Source organism: Peribacillus sp. S4 (assembly GCF_046715815.1).
GTDB lineage: Bacteria > Bacillota > Bacilli > Bacillales > DSM-1321 > Peribacillus > Peribacillus frigoritolerans.
Genome location: NZ_CP175708.1, coordinates 4,580,552 through 4,596,817, shown reverse-complemented (window position 1 = coordinate 4,596,817; position 16,266 = coordinate 4,580,552). Strand labels below are relative to the sequence as shown.

The following is a 16,266-nucleotide window of genomic DNA, read 5'->3' as shown; positions in this document are numbered from 1 at the left end:
TACGAGATTAAAGAAGAACCCCATTCATGCATAATGAATGGGGGGTGGCCGTATTCATGGTTTTGTTTTCACGATCCTCCATTTGTTCTTGATGAGGGTTAGGATCGTACAAATCAACAGGATCGTCAATGAAGCCAATCCGCTGAACCATATGCTTTGGAATTCACTTACATGAGGCTGGATGATGTATGAAGCCACAATCGCCAGGACCGCGCTTATCGGTATGTAATCAGCGACTTTTCCTTTACTGAATACGATAACCAGGATTGGAGCCAGCAATGCTGAATATATATTGCCTGAATAAAATAAGAGCTCCAATAGGTTTGGGGAATAGAAGAGTGTAGCAACGAAAACCAATCCTCCAATACAGATCGAAAGCAGGCAGGCCATCCTTATTTTTTGCTGGTCGCTTTTTTCTGTTTGTAATGGTTCAAGTATATTGGCTACGATCAGGCTTACCAATGAATGCAGGCAGGCACCGAATGTTGAGGTGATTGCACTGATGGCGCAGAGCACAAAAAGGATGAAAAAGAATGGTGTCGTTATTTTATTTGCCAATCCAGCCAGAATCGAGTGTATATCAGTGAAGCCGCCCGTAAAGATTACCATGATGAACAGGGATGAAAAGGAGAGCGGGAATATGATCCATATAAGGCCGGATAAAGAGAATGTCAATCGAACCTTTTTCATTTCTATCATGAATAATCGCTGCCACGAAGTCAGGTCAAAGAAAAACTGGCCGAACCCGACAAGAAGTCCTGCAAAAAGAAAACTCCATAGATCATACTTATTGATTACGAGCATGTATGGATGGTATAAACGAATCCCATCATAAACAGGCTGAATCCCTTCCTTGACGAAAAAGTATAAAGGAATCAAGATAACTGCGGCAAACATGGATATGACCTGAAAAGCGGCGAATCCATGAATGAGCTTTAACCCGCCCAATCCAGCATAAAGGACACAGAAGGCGAAAAAAAAGAACAGCCCGACATAGAGGGGCGTATCGAAAAGAAACTGACATAGGGTGGACGCGGCCATTCCCTGAATGAATAAAATGTGTAAGCTGGTTATGACCAGGATCACGATCAATATCCAATATCCGAGGGGATGGAGCCGGGCTTTTAAATAGTCCCCGATGGTCAAGCCCTCGGGGAAATCCTGCCGGACCCTCTTCCCGATGAAGCTGAACATGAACAGGGCGATCGCTCCCATCAGGGCGTATCCGATTCCCCCGAAAACTCCATACTTCACCATCGATTCAGGGGAGGATAATATTGTGGTGCCTGTCACCCAGCGTGCCAGGAGGGAGATGATCCCCAAGCCCATCCCGATTTGAATGGGGCCTTGTACGTATTCTTGAAATGTACGTGATCGCAATGTTCATTTTCCTTTCTCGCGGAACTCCTTGGGCGTGATTCCCTCTATCTTCCGGAATAAAGTGCTGAAATAATGCTGGCTATTGAAACCCGATTTTTCAGCGACGTCTGATATGCTCCAGCTGGTGTTATTGGTCAAGGCCCTTTTTGCGGCCTTTATTCTATAATGGATTAAATATTCCGAAAACGAAGTGCCGACTTCTTCATGGAATTTCCTGCTTAAATAAGTCGGATTGGTATGCACTTCACGGGCGATGTCCGAAAGGGAGAGTTTTTCGGCATAGTTTTCATGAATGAATGAAAGCGAATGGTGAATAAGTGTTGAATAGTTATGGGAAGATTCCCTTTTGTCATACTTGGCAAGGACTTTATGCAAATCGCTTTCTATTACAGGTTTCGTTAAATAATCAACCACGCCTATCCTGATGGATTGCTGGGCATAATCGAAACTTTGATGCGCGGTCACCATGATGATTTCGACTTCTTTGTTCAGCGCCCTTAGGTCTTCACCAAATTCAAGACCCGATCTCCCCGGCAGATTAATATCCAGGAAAGCGAGGTTGATTTTATGATTTTGGTTGAGGGTCAGTGCCTGACAAGCATCAGCAGCTTTGTGAAATTTCCAAAAAGGGTATATGGACTGAATCATATATTCCATTTGTTCAAGGACCAATGGTTCGTCATCAACTAATAATACATTCATTCCTCCGCCTCCTCCATTTTCCTATCAAAAACCAGCGGCCATGATACCTCTACCTTTGTTCCCGATTCATTGGAAGCTATATGCAATTGTGCACGGTCATTGAAATACAAATATAAACGTTTTTGGATATTATCGAGGCCATGGCCGCCATCGTCCGTAACGGAAGATTCATTTCCCATCAATCCATTGTCCGCCACTTCCAGATACACCATCTGCGATTCCAGATAGAACCGGATATGCAGCAGGGCTTCACCCACTTTTTTTTCCAACCCGTGTTTAAATGAATTCTCCACCAAGGTCTGGAGAATGAAAGGGGGGACCAGTGCGGTTGATAACGGTTCCGGGCACTCCATATCAATCTTGAGCCGATCACCGAAGCGAAGGGTCTGGATGTCGAGATAATGCTGGGTATACTGGATTTCCTGAGAAAGGGGGATCAATGGTTCCGATGCTTTATACTTGAATTTCAGGAATTGCGAAAAAGCCTCTAAGGCCCGTATCAATTCTGCCGTCCTGTTCAGGCGGGCCAAGCCCAGAATGACATTCAGTGTATTAAACAAGAAGTGCGGCTGGATCTGCTGGTTCAATTTATTATATTGTGCTTCTTGCAGTGCTTGCTCCAGGCGGATCTCCTTGTTTTTATTTTCAAGAAGATCGATCCTTTTCTCGAATATGAATAGAAATAAAAGAGCGATAGCTCCCATGATGGGAGCTAAAATGAAGAGCATGATAATTAACGTGAATCCCTCGTAACTTAGCATGGAGAACCTCTGCTTGTTATATTTTTAAATAACTTGAATGATTCTGTTTATTAGTATCATACTAAAGACCCCTCCGGAAATCTACAGCTTAAGACACAATGTGACAAGCCACTTGATGGTTTTGTGCCGATCGTTTCAGTTCGGGCAGCTGTGTTTTGCAGATATCCTGTACAAACGGGCACCGTGTATGGAAGCGGCAGCCGTTTGGCGGGTCGATGGGTGACGGGACATCACCCGTCAATAGGATCCGTTCCCTTTCATGTACAGGATTCGGTACTGGGATGGCCGATAGCAATGCCCTTGTATATGGATGCTGCGGCTGTTCGAAAATGGACTTTTTATCGGCTATTTCGACTATTTTTCCGAGATACATGACCATGACCCGATCCGAGATATGTCTGACCACACCTAAATCATGCGAAATGAAAAGAAAGGTAAGGTCGAATTGGCGCTGCAAGGATTTTAATAAATTCAGCACTTGCGCTTGAATGGAGACATCCAGTGCAGATACAGCTTCGTCACATATGATCAATTTGGGGTCCACGGCCAGAGCCCGCGCAATCCCGATCCGCTGTCTCTGGCCGCCGCTGAATTCATGCGGGTATCTTTCCATGGATTCAGGTCTCAGCCCGACATGTCCCAATAATTCTTCAATCCGGCTCTTCCGGTTTTCTTTAGGGACTACATTTTGAATCGCCAAAGCTTCCCCGAGAATTTTGCCGATCGTCTGTCTTGGGTTGAGGGAGGCAAAGGGGTCTTGAAAAATAACCTGCAGATCCTTCCTGGTACGCCGCATTTCTTTTTTGCCTAAACTCAGTAAATCCCTATCCTGAAAGTGAATGCTCCCGCTCGTCGGTTCATCCAATCGAAGGATGGCCCTTCCGGTAGTCGATTTCCCGCAGCCGGATTCGCCGACGATGCTTAAGGTTTCACCCTGTTTGATATCGAAGGTAATGTCATCAACGGCTTTTACATGATTGATGGTCCTTCCGAAAAATCCACCCTTGATCGGAAAATATTGCTTCAATTGATCCACTTTAAGCAGAACCTTTTTCTCTGCAGCTTGTACACCCATCATTAAATCCCCACCTTCTCTTGAGCTTCATATGCCTTCTCCCATTGGGGGGTGAACATCCAGCAGCTGACCTCCGTGCTTGGGCCGATGGCCTGGAGATCCGGTACGGCTTGTTCACAAATGCTCTTCGCATGTGCACAGCGGGGAGCGAAGCTGCATCCCTTGGGCATGTTGTAAGGGCTTGGAACGGTCCCGGGAATTGTGGTCAGTTCTTCCTGGTCCATGTCCAGACGGGGAAGGGAGTTCAATAAACCAATGGTGTAAGGATGTTTAGGGTTCGTGAATATTTCCTTGGCCAAGGTGTATTCAACGATTTTCCCTGCGTACATGACAGCGACCCGATCACAGGTTTCGTATACGACACCCAAATCATGTGTAATCAAAATGACAGCCGTCCCGAAATCCTTTTGCAGCGTCTTGATCAGTTCGAGGATTTGGGCTTGGATCGTCACATCCAGTGCTGTTGTAGGTTCATCGGCTATTAAAACCTCAGGGTGGCAGGCAAGTGCCATGGCAATCATGACCCTTTGCCTCATTCCGCCGCTTAGCTCATGCGGCTCCTGTTTTGCCCTCTTTTCAGGTGAAGGGATCCCGACGAGCCGAAGCATGTCGACGGCTTTATCCCATGCTTCCTTTTTTCCCAGCTTTTGATGGAGCCGGATCGCTTCCGCAATTTGCTCGCCCGCTGAATATACGGGATTCAATGACGTCATCGGCTCCTGAAAAATCATCGAAATTTCATTCCCGCGTATGGACCGCATCTGTTTTTCAGACTTTGTAAGCAGATCCTCCCCTTTAAAAAGGATGCTGCCGCCGGCAATCTTGCCGGGTGGCGATGGAATGAGCCTTAACAATGAGAGCGATGTTATGCTTTTCCCGCTTCCCGACTCCCCGACGATTCCAAGCGTTTCCCCTTTATTGAGGGAGAAACTGATCCCATTGACTGCTTTACTCGTTCCTTCATCAGTGAAAAAGTGGGTCTGCAGATTTTTTACCTCCAGTATTTTATCAGCATCCTGATTCATCATCATCATACCTCCTTAGTTCAAGTCTATTCTTTTGTTAAAGTACCGATAGAGGACATCCACTGCCAAGTTCATGAATACGAAGATGACGGAAGCGATGAGGACCCCGCCTTGGACCATCGGCAAATCCCTCGTCCTGATTGCATCGACTATCAATCTTCCAAGTCCATTGATGGCAAAAACGGACTCTGTCAATACCGTGCCGCCAAGGAGTGCACCGAACTGGAGGCCAACGACGGTAATGACGGGGATGAGTGCATTTTTCAGGCCGTGTTTATAAATGATGATATATTCTTTCAATCCTTTGGCTCTCGCGGTCCGGATGTAGTCCTGGCGAACGACTTCAAGCATGCTCGACCTGGTCATCCTGGCAACGATGGCCGCTCCGCCGGCCCCAAGGGTTATGGCAGGGAGAATCATGTGGCTGAAGGTTCCCCAACCTGAAACCGGAAACAAATGAAGGTTCACGGAAAAGAAGTAGATAAGCATGAGACCCAGCCAAAAACTAGGTAACGAGATTCCCAATAAAGCAACGATCATGATGGAAATGTCAGCTGCCGAGTATTGCTTGGTGGCCGAGATGATTCCTGCGATCATTCCAAGCACAACGGTTATGAATATGCTGGCAAGTGCCAGTTCAAGGGTGATGGGCAAGCGGACCATGATTTCGTCCAAAACTGGGCGGCTGCTTCGGAGTGATTCCCCAAAGTCACCTTGAACGGCATGAAGGACATAGTCAACATACTGATAGAGGATTGGACGATCCAAGCCAAGCTCATGCCGCAGCGATTCAATCGTTTCTTTAGTCGCTCCTTCACCTGCAAGCAGTGTTGCCGGATCTCCCGGGACCATTTGCATGATGAGGAAAACAACAAGACTTACTCCCAGTAATACCGGTATCGTTTGAAGTACCCGCCGGATAATGAATACGAACATTTTCTCTCCTCCTTATTTTTTCATTCTTGGATCCAGGGCATCTCTAAGTCCGTCCCCGAAGATGTTGAAACCAAGTACCAGTGTTGATATCGCTATCCCCGGAAACAAAGCGATGTGGGGGGCACTGAACAAATAATCCCGTCCGCTGCTCAGCATCGCTCCCCATTCTGGTGAGGGCGGCTGGGCTCCCAGTCCCAGGAACGACAATCCGGCTGCCGACAGAATGGCCGTTGCCAGACGTAATGTAGCTTGTACGATGACGGGTGATAGAATATTCGGAAAAATATGCTTGCATATGATCGTGAAGTCAGTCGCTCCCAATGCACGAATGGCATCGATATATTCCAGCTTCCTGACTGACAGTGTGGAACCGCGTACAATCCGGGCAAACATCGGTATCGAAAAGACGCCGACCGCCACCATAACATTGATCAAGCTCGGACCAAGGGCACTAATGATGGCAAGAGCAAGCAGTATTCCCGGGAAAGCCAGCAGCACATCGACAATCCTCATAATGACGGTATCGATCCATTTCCCGTAATAACCAGCTGCTAACCCGAGGAGTATGCCAATGAACGCCCCGAAGAAAACAGAGACAAACCCAACCGTTAATGAAAGCCGTGTTCCATATAACAATCTGCTTAAAATATCCCTTCCCTTATCATCCGTACCCATCCAATGTTCGGCTGATGGAGTCTGGAGTTTGTTGACCAAATCAATTTCATAGGGATCCTGCGGTGAGATCAAAGGGGCAAAGATAGCCAATAAAATATAAAAAAGTACGATGTACCCGCCTACCAATGCCAATTTATTTCGCTTGAATTTTTTATAAAAGGCTTTCCAGTGTCTTAGTTTCGGAGATTTTCTTTCTTTTACATTCAATTCGGTATTATTGATGACGACCTCTGGCTTCATTGGATTTCCTCCTTTTCTTTCATTCAATTTATTCAAAAAAAGGATTGAAGTAAATATGATGCGGAAAAGCAGTAAAGATAATTAAAAAAAGAGTAAAGATTCTGAAAATATAAAATTCGGTTTTTTTTTATAATTTACAGTAAGCCCGATGTACTCATAGCTGTAAGTTACTTGGAGAAACAAAGGCAGGTTAAAAAGGGAGGAAATAGAATGAGAAAAGGTATGATTGGGTTGCTTTTTGCTTCTTTATTGGGCATCTCATCCGTTTTATCAGGGTGTGCAACAGAAGAAACCGGCAGTAAGGAAACAGTAGAAAAAGCGAAAGAAGGAGGTACGCTGATCGTCGCGCGCTTATCTGACGCGACCACACTTGACCCCCATTTCATAACAGACATTCCATCTGCAAACGTCGTTTATGAAAAGGTTTATCAAACATTGGTCGTTCCTGACAAGAACATGGATCCTAAACCGCTGCTCGCAAAAGAGTGGAAACAACTGGATGATGTCACTTGGGAGTTTAAATTGCAGGAGGGAGTCAAATTCCATGATGGAGCTCCATTCAATGCCGAAGCGGTGAAAACCAATTTCGACAGGATACTGGATCCGGCAACAGCTTCTCCGCAGGCTGGTAAGTTGGAAATGATCAAGGAAATTAAAGTGATTGACGAAACGACTGTACAATTCAAGCTGAAATATCCTTATGCTCCGCTGTTATCGATTTTAGTCAGTAATGAAGGAAGCATCATCAGCCCTAAAGCGATTAAGGAAAATAGTGACAAACTCGGGCAAAACCCGGTTGGGACAGGTCCATTCGTTTTTAAATCGTGGAAGCCTGGTGAAGAAATCGCCCTTTCGAAAAACCAGGACTATTGGGGGGATAAGCCTAAGATTGATGGGGTGGTATTCAAGGTGGTCCCTGAAGATGCCACGAGGATTGCGATGATTGAAACGGGTGAAGCGCATGTGACCGATCAAGTGCCAGTGACGGAGATTGATAGGATCGAAGCGTCGGGCACGATGGATTTATATCGCACGGAGGGACTTGCCGTTGAATACTTAAGCTTCAATGTTAAGAAAAAGCCCTTTGATGATGTAAGGGTCCGTAAGGCGGTCGCTCATGCCATCGAGGTCGATTCCATCATCAAAGGGGTTTATAACGACGTTGGCACGAGGGCAAATTCAACAATGAGCCCAAAGGTGTTTGGTTATGATCCGAATATAAAAGGCTATGACTATGATATTAATGAATCGAAGAAGCTCTTGACTGAAGCGGGGGTCAAGGATGGTTTGGAGTTTACCCTGACGACGAGTGACCGTAAGGAAAGGATCAATATGGCCGAGGTGATTCAATCCCAGTTAAAAGGAATTGGAATTAAGGTCAAGATTCAAGTCCTTGAGTATGGGGCTTACATTGATGCGACAGCCAAGGGCGAGCACCAGGTATCGATAGGCGGCTGGGGCAATGCTACCGGGGATGGAGATTATAATCAATTCAATCTTTTCAATAGTAAATCCCAAGGTGCTGCGGGAAATAGTTCATTCTATAGCAATCCGGAAGTGGATAAATTGATTGAAAATGCACGTAAAGAATCGGATGGCGATAAACGTAAGGAACTATATTCGAAGGCACAGGCAATTGAAAGAGAAGAAGTTCCATATGTTCCTATCCGTAACTATGAACACTTGGCCGTATATGGCGGGACAGTTAAAGGGCTTTGGCTGAATCCGGCAAATTATTTAATGCTTGATAACGTAACCGTGAAGTAGGAATTCATCACAAAAGGAAGGCAGCATAAGGATGTTATGCTGTCTTCTCAATTAGGAGGGGAAAGTATGATAGATTTACTGCTAATCCATGGGACCGTCATTACCATGGATCAAAACAGGAGAATTCTGCTAGATGGCGCCGTCGCCATACATCAAGGAAGGATTTTAGCTGTAGATGCGACCGAAAAACTTAAATGGAAGTATGAGGCAGTAAAAGTCATCGATTGCAGCCATCAGTGCATATTGCCCGGATTGATAGATGTTCATGGGCATGGGGGACATTCCATGTTCAAAACGATTGCCATGGAGAATATTGATTTTTGGATGCCGATCATGACGAATACGTACAAGCATTTTGTAACGGATGAGTTTTGGTATTACGAAGGAAAGCTATCCGCCCTTGAGAGATTAAAGGCAGGCGTGACGACTGGGGTGAGCGTGTTAGGCTCCATGCCGCGGTCCGATGAACCGATTTTCGCCATCAATCATGCAAAAGCATACGCCGAAGTGGGAATCAGGGAAGTGGTATGCACGGGTCCTTGCAATCCTCCATGGCCCCATTCATTCAGCCGATGGATCGACGGAAAGAGAGTGGTAAAGGAAGTTACCTATGAAGAAGTATTACAGGGGGCGGAAGCGGTAATCGAGGCGCTGAACCATGCAAATGAGGACCGCACGAGAGCCTTCATTACACCATTTGTCATCGTTACATCAGTGGATCCCTCCAATCCGACATCTCCTGACAGGCTTTATGGGCTTACTGATCATGACCTGTATCAAGCGAAGAAAATAAGGGAGATTGCCAGGAAATATAACACACGCATTCACTCAGATGCCTTTGGCGGGATGATCCATTTAGCGATACAGGATAAAGAAAATGCTCTATTGGGTCCGGATGTCCATTTACAGCACTGTCGGGGCATTTCCTTCGATGAGGCAAGAATACTGGCAGAAACAGGTACCAACGTCAGTACATCACCTGGATTTGGCCAGGTTCATGCCCGTACCCCGATAACTGAATTATTGGAGATGGGTGCAACTGTGGCAATCTCCACGGATGGGACGTCCCCTTCGACAAGTTTCGATATGTTTCAGGCAATGAGGAAAACACAGTTCGTTCACCAGGCCGCCCTTAGGGACTACTATTATTTACCGCCAGGCAAGCTGTTGGAAATGATCACGATAGATGCTGCGAAATGTATTGGCTGGGATGATGAAATAGGCTCCCTCGAGATCGGGAAAAAAGCGGATGTCATTACGGTCAATCTTCATCAGCCTCACCTGACCCCTGAATTCATGCATGTTCACCGGCTTGTATTTCAAGCTGTGGCGAATGATGTGGAGCATGTCATCGTGGATGGGAAATTGATCATGGAAGGCAGGAATGTACGGACGGTCCATGAAAGTACAGTGCTTGATGAAGCAAATGAGGAGGCCTTTTCAACGATAAAGCGTGCAGGGCTCGAAAAGTATATGCAGCCGACTAAATATTTCTGGGGCCATGCCAGGGCCTATGTAGATGAAAAGCGATATGACGAACGCGAAGACGCTGCCGCGATGGTGAAAGGGGAATAAGATGAAAACCAAACTTAAAGGAAGATATGTAATCGGGTATGATGGGTGCGATCATGTCATTTTGGAAAACGCGGAGATCGTTTATGAAAAAGACACGATTTTGTATGTCGGAAAAAATTATCCAGAAGAAGTGGACGAGGTAATGGATGCCGGTAATGCGATTATCAGTCCCGGGTTAATAGATTTAAATGCATTAGGGGACATTGACCATGATATTTTACATTTTGAAGCCGGTGCCGACAGACAGAAAAACCTTCTTTGGTCGGAGAATTATATAAAAAGCGGACATCCTGAATTAATGACCAAGGAAGAAGAAGCGTTTAAATCACTATATGCTTATTCACAGCTCATACTGCATGGCGTGACGACGGCGATGCCCATTACTTCCGTCTTTTATAAAAGGTGGGCTGAAACCTATGATGAATTGGCAGCTGCCGCAGAACATGCCGCTTGCTTGGGATTAAGGATTTACCTTGGCCCGAGTTTCCAATCAGGAATGAGAACCGTCCAGCCTGACGGGAAAATCAAACTGCAATGGGATGAAAAAGCCGGTGAAGCGGGGTTACGGAAAGCGGTTGAGTTTGTGGAAAAGTTCGATGGAGCCCATGAAGGCATGGTCAGGGGGATGCTTGCTCCAGAACGGATTGAGTCTCAAACGGCCGATCAATTAAAACAGATTAAATATTACAGCGAAAAATTGAATGTACCCATAAAGCTTCATGCTGCACAAGGAAGCTTTGAATTCAACACCATCTGGGAAGCCCATCATGTTACACCGATCAGATATTTGTACGACCTTGGCTTTCTCGGTCCAAGAACAGGGATCCCGCACGCCCATTTTATTTCAGGATACAGCAAAGCGAAATATGGCGAGGGTGATGACTTGGCGCTGCTTGCGGAAACGAATACAACGGTGATCCATTGCCCGCTGATCATCGGGAGGCATGGGGAAGCGTTAGAATCTTTTGCCAAATATAAACGGGCTGGGATCAATATAGCCCTTGGAACGGACACATTCCCTCCTGATATGTTCCAGAACGTCAGGACAGGCAGCATGCTCTCACGGCTGGCGGCAGGAGAAACGGAAGGCTCTGTCTATGCCGATTTCTTCCGGTCAGCCACACTTGATGCGGCCGCTTTTCTTGGCAGGAACGATCTAGGACGCATCGCCGCGGGGGCCAAGGCGGATATCATCGCGATTGACCTGGACGGTTTCCATATGGGGGTAATCGATGATCCGATTCGAACCATGTTCGCAAGCGGATCCGGGAGGGACGTTAAATTATCGATCATCAATGGAAAGGTGGTCATGAAGGATCAAATAATCCCCGACCTTGATTTAACGGAAATCAAATATAAAGGGCAGCTATATTTCAATAAGATGAGAAGAGGCTATATGGAAAGGGATTATCAGGAGCTTCCCGAGAAAGAATTGTTTAAGCCATCATTCAAGGTCGTGGAATCGATAAGCGATACAGAAGCCATTTGTAAAAACAAGTAAAGAAAATGAAAAACATAGTAAAGATATTCGAAAAAAATAGTCAGAATATTTCCTATAATTAGATAAATGTTCGAAAAATGAAATTGGGAGGTAGAAGACCATGGGGGTAAAACGTGGGGCAGAAAAGCTTTTTCTAGTCATGATCATGGCTATCATCATTACAGGCTGTTCTTCTAACAATGACGTAAGCACAACAGAAAGTGATCCGAACAGAGCATCAAACGAAGGGGGTACATTGGTCATTGCCCGCCTATCCGACGCTGAGAACTTGGATCAGCAGTTCATGTCCACGATTAACGCCGCTAGTGTCACTCACCATAAAATCTATGAAGGTCTTGTACAGCGGGATGAGAATAGTGAGATACAGCCAATGCTAGCAGAAAAATGGAAGCAAATAAATGACACGACCTGGGAATTCAAGCTTAGGGAAGATGTAAAGTTTCATGATGGCACACCATTTAATGCAGATGCGGTAAAGAAGACGTTTGATCGACTATTGGATCCGGCGGTCGCTTCTCCCAGAGCGGTAGTATTCGATATGGTGAAAGAGGTGAAACCGGTTGATGAATTTACCGTGCAATTCATCCTGAAGGAGCCTTTTTCCCCTCTCCTTTCCATATTGGCGAATCACGAGGGCGGAATCATCAGTCCGAAAACGATTGAAAAGTACGGCAAAAAGATTATCCAGGAACCGAATGGAACCGGTCCTTTCGCTTTTGATTCATGGTCCCCAGGCCAGGAAATCACATTGACGAAAAACGACAGCTATTGGGGAGACGAGCCAAAAGTGGACAAGGTCATCTTCAAGGTCGTCCCGGAAGACTCTACGAGGATATCGATGATAGAAACCGGTGAAGCACATATCGCCGAGCCGCTTCCTGTATCGGTCATGGACCAGGTGGAATCATCACCGGCAATGGATGTTTACCGCAGTGAAGGGTATGGTACCGAATATTTAGGGTTCAATGTCAATAATGAGCCGTTCAATGATGAAAGGGTCCGTAAAGCCATTGCCCATGCCATTGAGATGGACTCGATTATCAAGGGTGTCTTCAATAATGTGGGAGTAAAGGCGAACTCCTTGATGGGCTCTAAAGTATTCGGGTACAACGAAGATCTTGAAGCCTATGATTACAACTTAAAGGAAGCAAAGAAACTGATGGCAGAAGCAGGATATTCAAAAGGCTTGGATGCGACCATCCTGACAATGGACAGTAAAGAAAGAGTCAACTTGGCTGAGGTCCTGCAATCCCAACTGAAAGGGATCGGGATTAATTTGAAAGTGCAGGTCATGGAGTACGGTTCATTCGTGGAACAAGTGAATAAAGGACAATCGGAAATGTTCATCATCAGTTGGAGAAACGCGACCGGGGATGCTGATTATAATCAATATAACCTTTTTCATACGGGATCACAGGGAGCGGCAGGTAACACATTCTTTTACAGCAATCAAAAGGTTGATCGTTTAATAGATGCCGCCAGGAAGGAAAAAGAAGAAGGGAAACGCAAAGAACTATACGCAGAGGCACAGGAAATCGAAATGGCTGACACCCCGTACATTCCTGTAAGGGTCATAGAAAATGTTGCTGCAGTAGCCAAAGAAGTAAAAGGATTTTCAATCAGCCCTTCAGGCTACCTGGAGATAAATGACGTAACGATCAAGTGAGCAGTGTGTAGAGGAAAGGTGTTAGGAGTCTGAGGAATGATTCTTTCTTGTAATCCTCATTGGAAGGGATTTGCGACACTCCTGCGGGAAAAGCGCGTCCAAGGGAGACCCCACAGGCGCAAAGACGCCGAGGGCGGACCGCCCGCGGAAAGCGAGTGCCTGAAGTGAAAATCAACGTCTATAAAAGAAAGGGAGCGGATATCTTCAATCAATTGAACTTTTTAAAAAACTGCAGGCAAACTGAGTTTTTCATCGAGTTGTCTTCAGTCTGAAAGGGTTCATCCATTAGGGTGAGCCTTTTTCTTTGGCACAATAAGTAAAAATAACATAAAAACGAGTAAAAATACTGAAATTATTTGTTGATCTTTAAAACTATAATGAAAGTGATGCATAGTCAATCTGGAATGAAAGGGTGAGTGTAATGTCTCAATCGTATTGGTTAACGAATGTCCGCTTGGAAAATGGTTTTACTTATAATGAAAATGAAACGATCACCGGCACTGAAACCGGCAATTACCACATCAAGATTGAAAGTGGGAAAATTTCTTCCATTTTATCGGCGAAGGAATCGATAACGGATCAGGATCCGCAGCATGATGTTTACGGTCTCCTGATGGTTCCCTCGTTTAAGGAAATGCATATCCACATTGATAAAACGTACTATGGCGGTCCGTGGAAGGCTTGCATGCCTGCCATTAATGGCGTGAAAACCCGGATAGAGGAAGAGCAGGTCTTGCTGCCCGAATTATTGCCTACCGCTAAAGTAAGAGCAGAGAAAATGCTCGATTTATTATTGAACTTCGGATCTACCCATATACGCACACATTGCAACATCGACCCCGTCATCGGACTGAAGAACTTGGAAGCGACCATTCAGGCACTGGAAGGCTATAAGGATAAATTGACATATGAAATCGTCGCATTCCCACAGCATGGACTTTTACGCAGCGATTCCGTTCGGTTAATAAGGGAGGCCATGAAGAATGGGGCGAATCTGGTAGGAGGCGTAGACCCCGCCACCATTGATGAAAACATAGAGCGGTCACTTGAAACGATCATGGATATCGCGGTTGAATCCAATTCCGATATCGATGTCCATTTACATGATCCGGATCACCTTGGTCTCTTCACCATGCAGCGACTTGCTTCAATGACGGAAGACGCAGGCTGGCAAGGAAGGGTCACGGTTAGCCACGCCAGCGGGTTGGCAGATCTTTCAGTCCCGGAGGCTACGGGCATAGCCGAAAGGTTTTCGGAAACAGGAATATCGATTACATCCACAGTGCCCATCTTCAGAACGATCCCCATCCCCCTGCTTCATGAAAAAGGGGTGAAAGTGGAATTGGGTAATGACAGCATCACTGATCATTGGACACCCTTTGGCATCGGGGACAATCTGGAAAAGGCCGGTCGCCTTGCCGAGAGGTTTCGCATGATTGATGAACGTTCCTTGGCGAAAAGCCTGCAATTCATAACAGGAGGGAAGACCCCATTAAACCAAGACGGGGTCAAGGCATGGCCTAATGTCGGGGATGAGGCGAATATCGTTTTGCTTGAAGCCAGCTGTTCAGCGGAAGCGGTGGCTAGAAGGGCGAAGCGTGCTGCTGTCATCTTCAGGGGCAATGTTGTTAGCGGATCCATTTCATCTTTTGAGACGACAGGTGTTTAATCTTTTAATAAAGAGAGTGATTGGATGAATGAAGCATACTGGCTTACAAACGTTACGCTTGATAGTGGATTTGTTTTTGAGAATGAACGAATTGATCGGACGAAAACAGCTACATACAACATGTATATAAAAAATGGGATCATAGAGGACATGCAATTGGCTTCAACTATGCCTTTGAAAACGGATGGTCCTGTTCACGACGCGAGAAAGCTGCTTGCACTTCCTCCTTTTAAAGAGATGCATAACCATCTCGACAAGACGTATTTAGGACTGCCATGGAAATCATGCACTCCGGTTCCGAACTTAATCGAACGCTTAAAATTAGAAGCAAAAGAGCTTGCAGAACTGGCTGAAACTGGACAGCTCCGGGCTGAACGGATGCTTCAACTATTATTAAGCGGCGGGGCAACGCATGTAAGGACGCATGTAAATATCGATCCATACATTGGTATGAAGAACTTGGAAGAGATTCAACGTGCCCTATATCGTTTCAAAGGGAAAATGACATACGAGATCGTGGCTTTCCCGCAGCACGGACTGCTAAGAACGAATTCAAAAGGGTTGATGAGACAAGCAATGAAAGAAGGGGCGTCCTTGGTGGGCGGCCTGGATCCTGGCGGGGTGGATAATAATATAGAAGCTTCCCTGTATGAAATGGTCGATTTGGCTGTTGAATTTGATGCAGATATTGATATTCGTATACATGATCCCGGTCACCTTGGTTTATATACGATCAAGAAACTGGCTTCTTTGATCGATGAAGCAGGATGGAAAAACAGAGCGGCCATCAGTCATGCTTTTGCACTTGGTGATGTTTCAATAGGAGAATCGAATGAACTGGCCAGTGAATTATCAAACCTGGGGATAGCGATCATGTCTACAGTTCCGATCAACCGGGTCATGCCCCCGATTGATTCACTGCATGAGAAAGGTGTCCATGTTGCTCTCGGTTGCGATGGCTTTTACGACTCCTGGTCCCCATTCGGTACTGGGGATATGCTGGAAAAGGCAGGCCGATTGGCTGAGAGGTACAACTGGAAGGACGAGTATGCATTGTCTCAATCGCTCCAATTCATTACGGGCGGAGTCAAGACATTGGACGATGAAGGAAATCGTTTATGGCCGAAAGCGGGAAATGACGCAACTATGGTTTTTGTGGATGCATCATGTGCTGCCGAAGCAGTTGCCAGGAGATCGACGCGGGCTGCGGTCATGGTCGATGGAAACCTGGTTTATGGCGGACTTGATCGCGAATTTGCCTTGAAGTCGAATTGAAGATATGGTTCAAGAAGGG

13 protein-coding genes are annotated in these 16,266 nt (G+C 45.9%); 6 read left to right on the top strand and 7 right to left on the bottom strand.

Annotated elements, in window-relative coordinates; genetic code table 11:
- Nucleotides 1-54: 54 nt before the first annotated feature.
- The 7 genes from ACJ9PY_RS21840 to nikC all read right to left on the bottom strand — a co-directional run bounded on the left by ACJ9PY_RS21840 (nt 55) and on the right by nikC (nt 6,794).
- Nucleotides 55-1,380, bottom strand: a complete 1,326-nt coding sequence (locus ACJ9PY_RS21840) for a transporter (RefSeq protein WP_411738992.1) — start codon at nt 1,378-1,380, stop codon at nt 55-57.
- Between the two features lie 3 nt (nt 1,381-1,383).
- The gene (locus ACJ9PY_RS21835; protein WP_268564236.1) at nt 1,384-2,082 is read right to left on the bottom strand and encodes an AraC family transcriptional regulator; all 699 of its coding nucleotides are present in this window, start codon (nt 2,080-2,082) and stop codon (nt 1,384-1,386) included.
- A complete protein-coding gene (locus tag ACJ9PY_RS21830) occupies nt 2,079-2,843 on the bottom strand; it encodes a sensor histidine kinase (RefSeq protein ID WP_034304264.1) in 765 nt (254 codons plus the stop codon). Before ACJ9PY_RS21830 ends, ACJ9PY_RS21835 begins: the two co-directional genes overlap by 4 nt.
- Before the next feature lie 88 nt (nt 2,844-2,931).
- Nucleotides 2,932-3,921, bottom strand: coding sequence for an ABC transporter ATP-binding protein (locus ACJ9PY_RS21825; protein WP_278089368.1), 990 nt, complete (start codon nt 3,919-3,921; stop codon nt 2,932-2,934).
- Complete coding sequence (locus ACJ9PY_RS21820) at nt 3,921-4,943, bottom strand: ABC transporter ATP-binding protein (protein WP_063575164.1); 1,023 nt, start codon at nt 4,941-4,943, stop codon at nt 3,921-3,923. Before ACJ9PY_RS21820 ends, ACJ9PY_RS21825 begins: the two co-directional genes overlap by 1 nt.
- 15 nt (nt 4,944-4,958) lie before the next feature.
- Nucleotides 4,959-5,879 (bottom strand): nickel ABC transporter permease, encoded by a 921-nt coding sequence (nikB, locus tag ACJ9PY_RS21815; RefSeq protein WP_034304259.1) that lies wholly within the window; start codon nt 5,877-5,879, stop codon nt 4,959-4,961.
- 12 nt (nt 5,880-5,891) lie between these two features.
- Nucleotides 5,892-6,794 (bottom strand): nickel transporter permease, encoded by a 903-nt coding sequence (gene nikC / locus ACJ9PY_RS21810; protein ID WP_063575165.1) that lies wholly within the window; start codon nt 6,792-6,794, stop codon nt 5,892-5,894.
- 210 nt (nt 6,795-7,004) lie between these two features.
- Between nikC and ACJ9PY_RS21805 the strand changes: the two genes are divergently transcribed.
- The 6 genes from ACJ9PY_RS21805 (at nt 7,005) to ACJ9PY_RS21780 (ending at nt 16,247) form a co-directional block, all read left to right on the top strand.
- Nucleotides 7,005-8,561: a glutathione ABC transporter substrate-binding protein gene (locus ACJ9PY_RS21805; RefSeq protein ID WP_411738991.1), complete on the top strand. Its 1,557-nt coding sequence runs from the start codon at nt 7,005-7,007 to the stop codon at nt 8,559-8,561.
- Nucleotides 8,562-8,627: 66 nt separating this feature from the next.
- Nucleotides 8,628-10,136: an amidohydrolase family protein gene (locus ACJ9PY_RS21800; protein WP_411738990.1), complete on the top strand. Its 1,509-nt coding sequence runs from the start codon at nt 8,628-8,630 to the stop codon at nt 10,134-10,136.
- 1 nt (nt 10,137) lies between these two features.
- Nucleotides 10,138-11,637: an amidohydrolase family protein gene (locus tag ACJ9PY_RS21795; protein ID WP_411738989.1), complete on the top strand. Its 1,500-nt coding sequence runs from the start codon at nt 10,138-10,140 to the stop codon at nt 11,635-11,637.
- Between the two features lie 100 nt (nt 11,638-11,737).
- A complete protein-coding gene (locus ACJ9PY_RS21790) occupies nt 11,738-13,303 on the top strand; it encodes a glutathione ABC transporter substrate-binding protein (RefSeq protein ID WP_411738988.1) in 1,566 nt (521 codons plus the stop codon).
- A 421-nt stretch (nt 13,304-13,724) separates the two neighbouring features.
- Complete coding sequence (locus ACJ9PY_RS21785; protein WP_336058606.1) at nt 13,725-14,972, top strand: amidohydrolase family protein; 1,248 nt, start codon at nt 13,725-13,727, stop codon at nt 14,970-14,972.
- 24 nt (nt 14,973-14,996) lie between these two features.
- Nucleotides 14,997-16,247 carry an amidohydrolase family protein gene (locus tag ACJ9PY_RS21780; RefSeq protein WP_411738987.1) on the top strand — a complete coding sequence of 417 codons (1,251 nt, stop codon included), beginning with the start codon at nt 14,997-14,999 and terminating at the stop codon, nt 16,245-16,247.
- Nucleotides 16,248-16,266 lie beyond the last annotated feature (19 nt).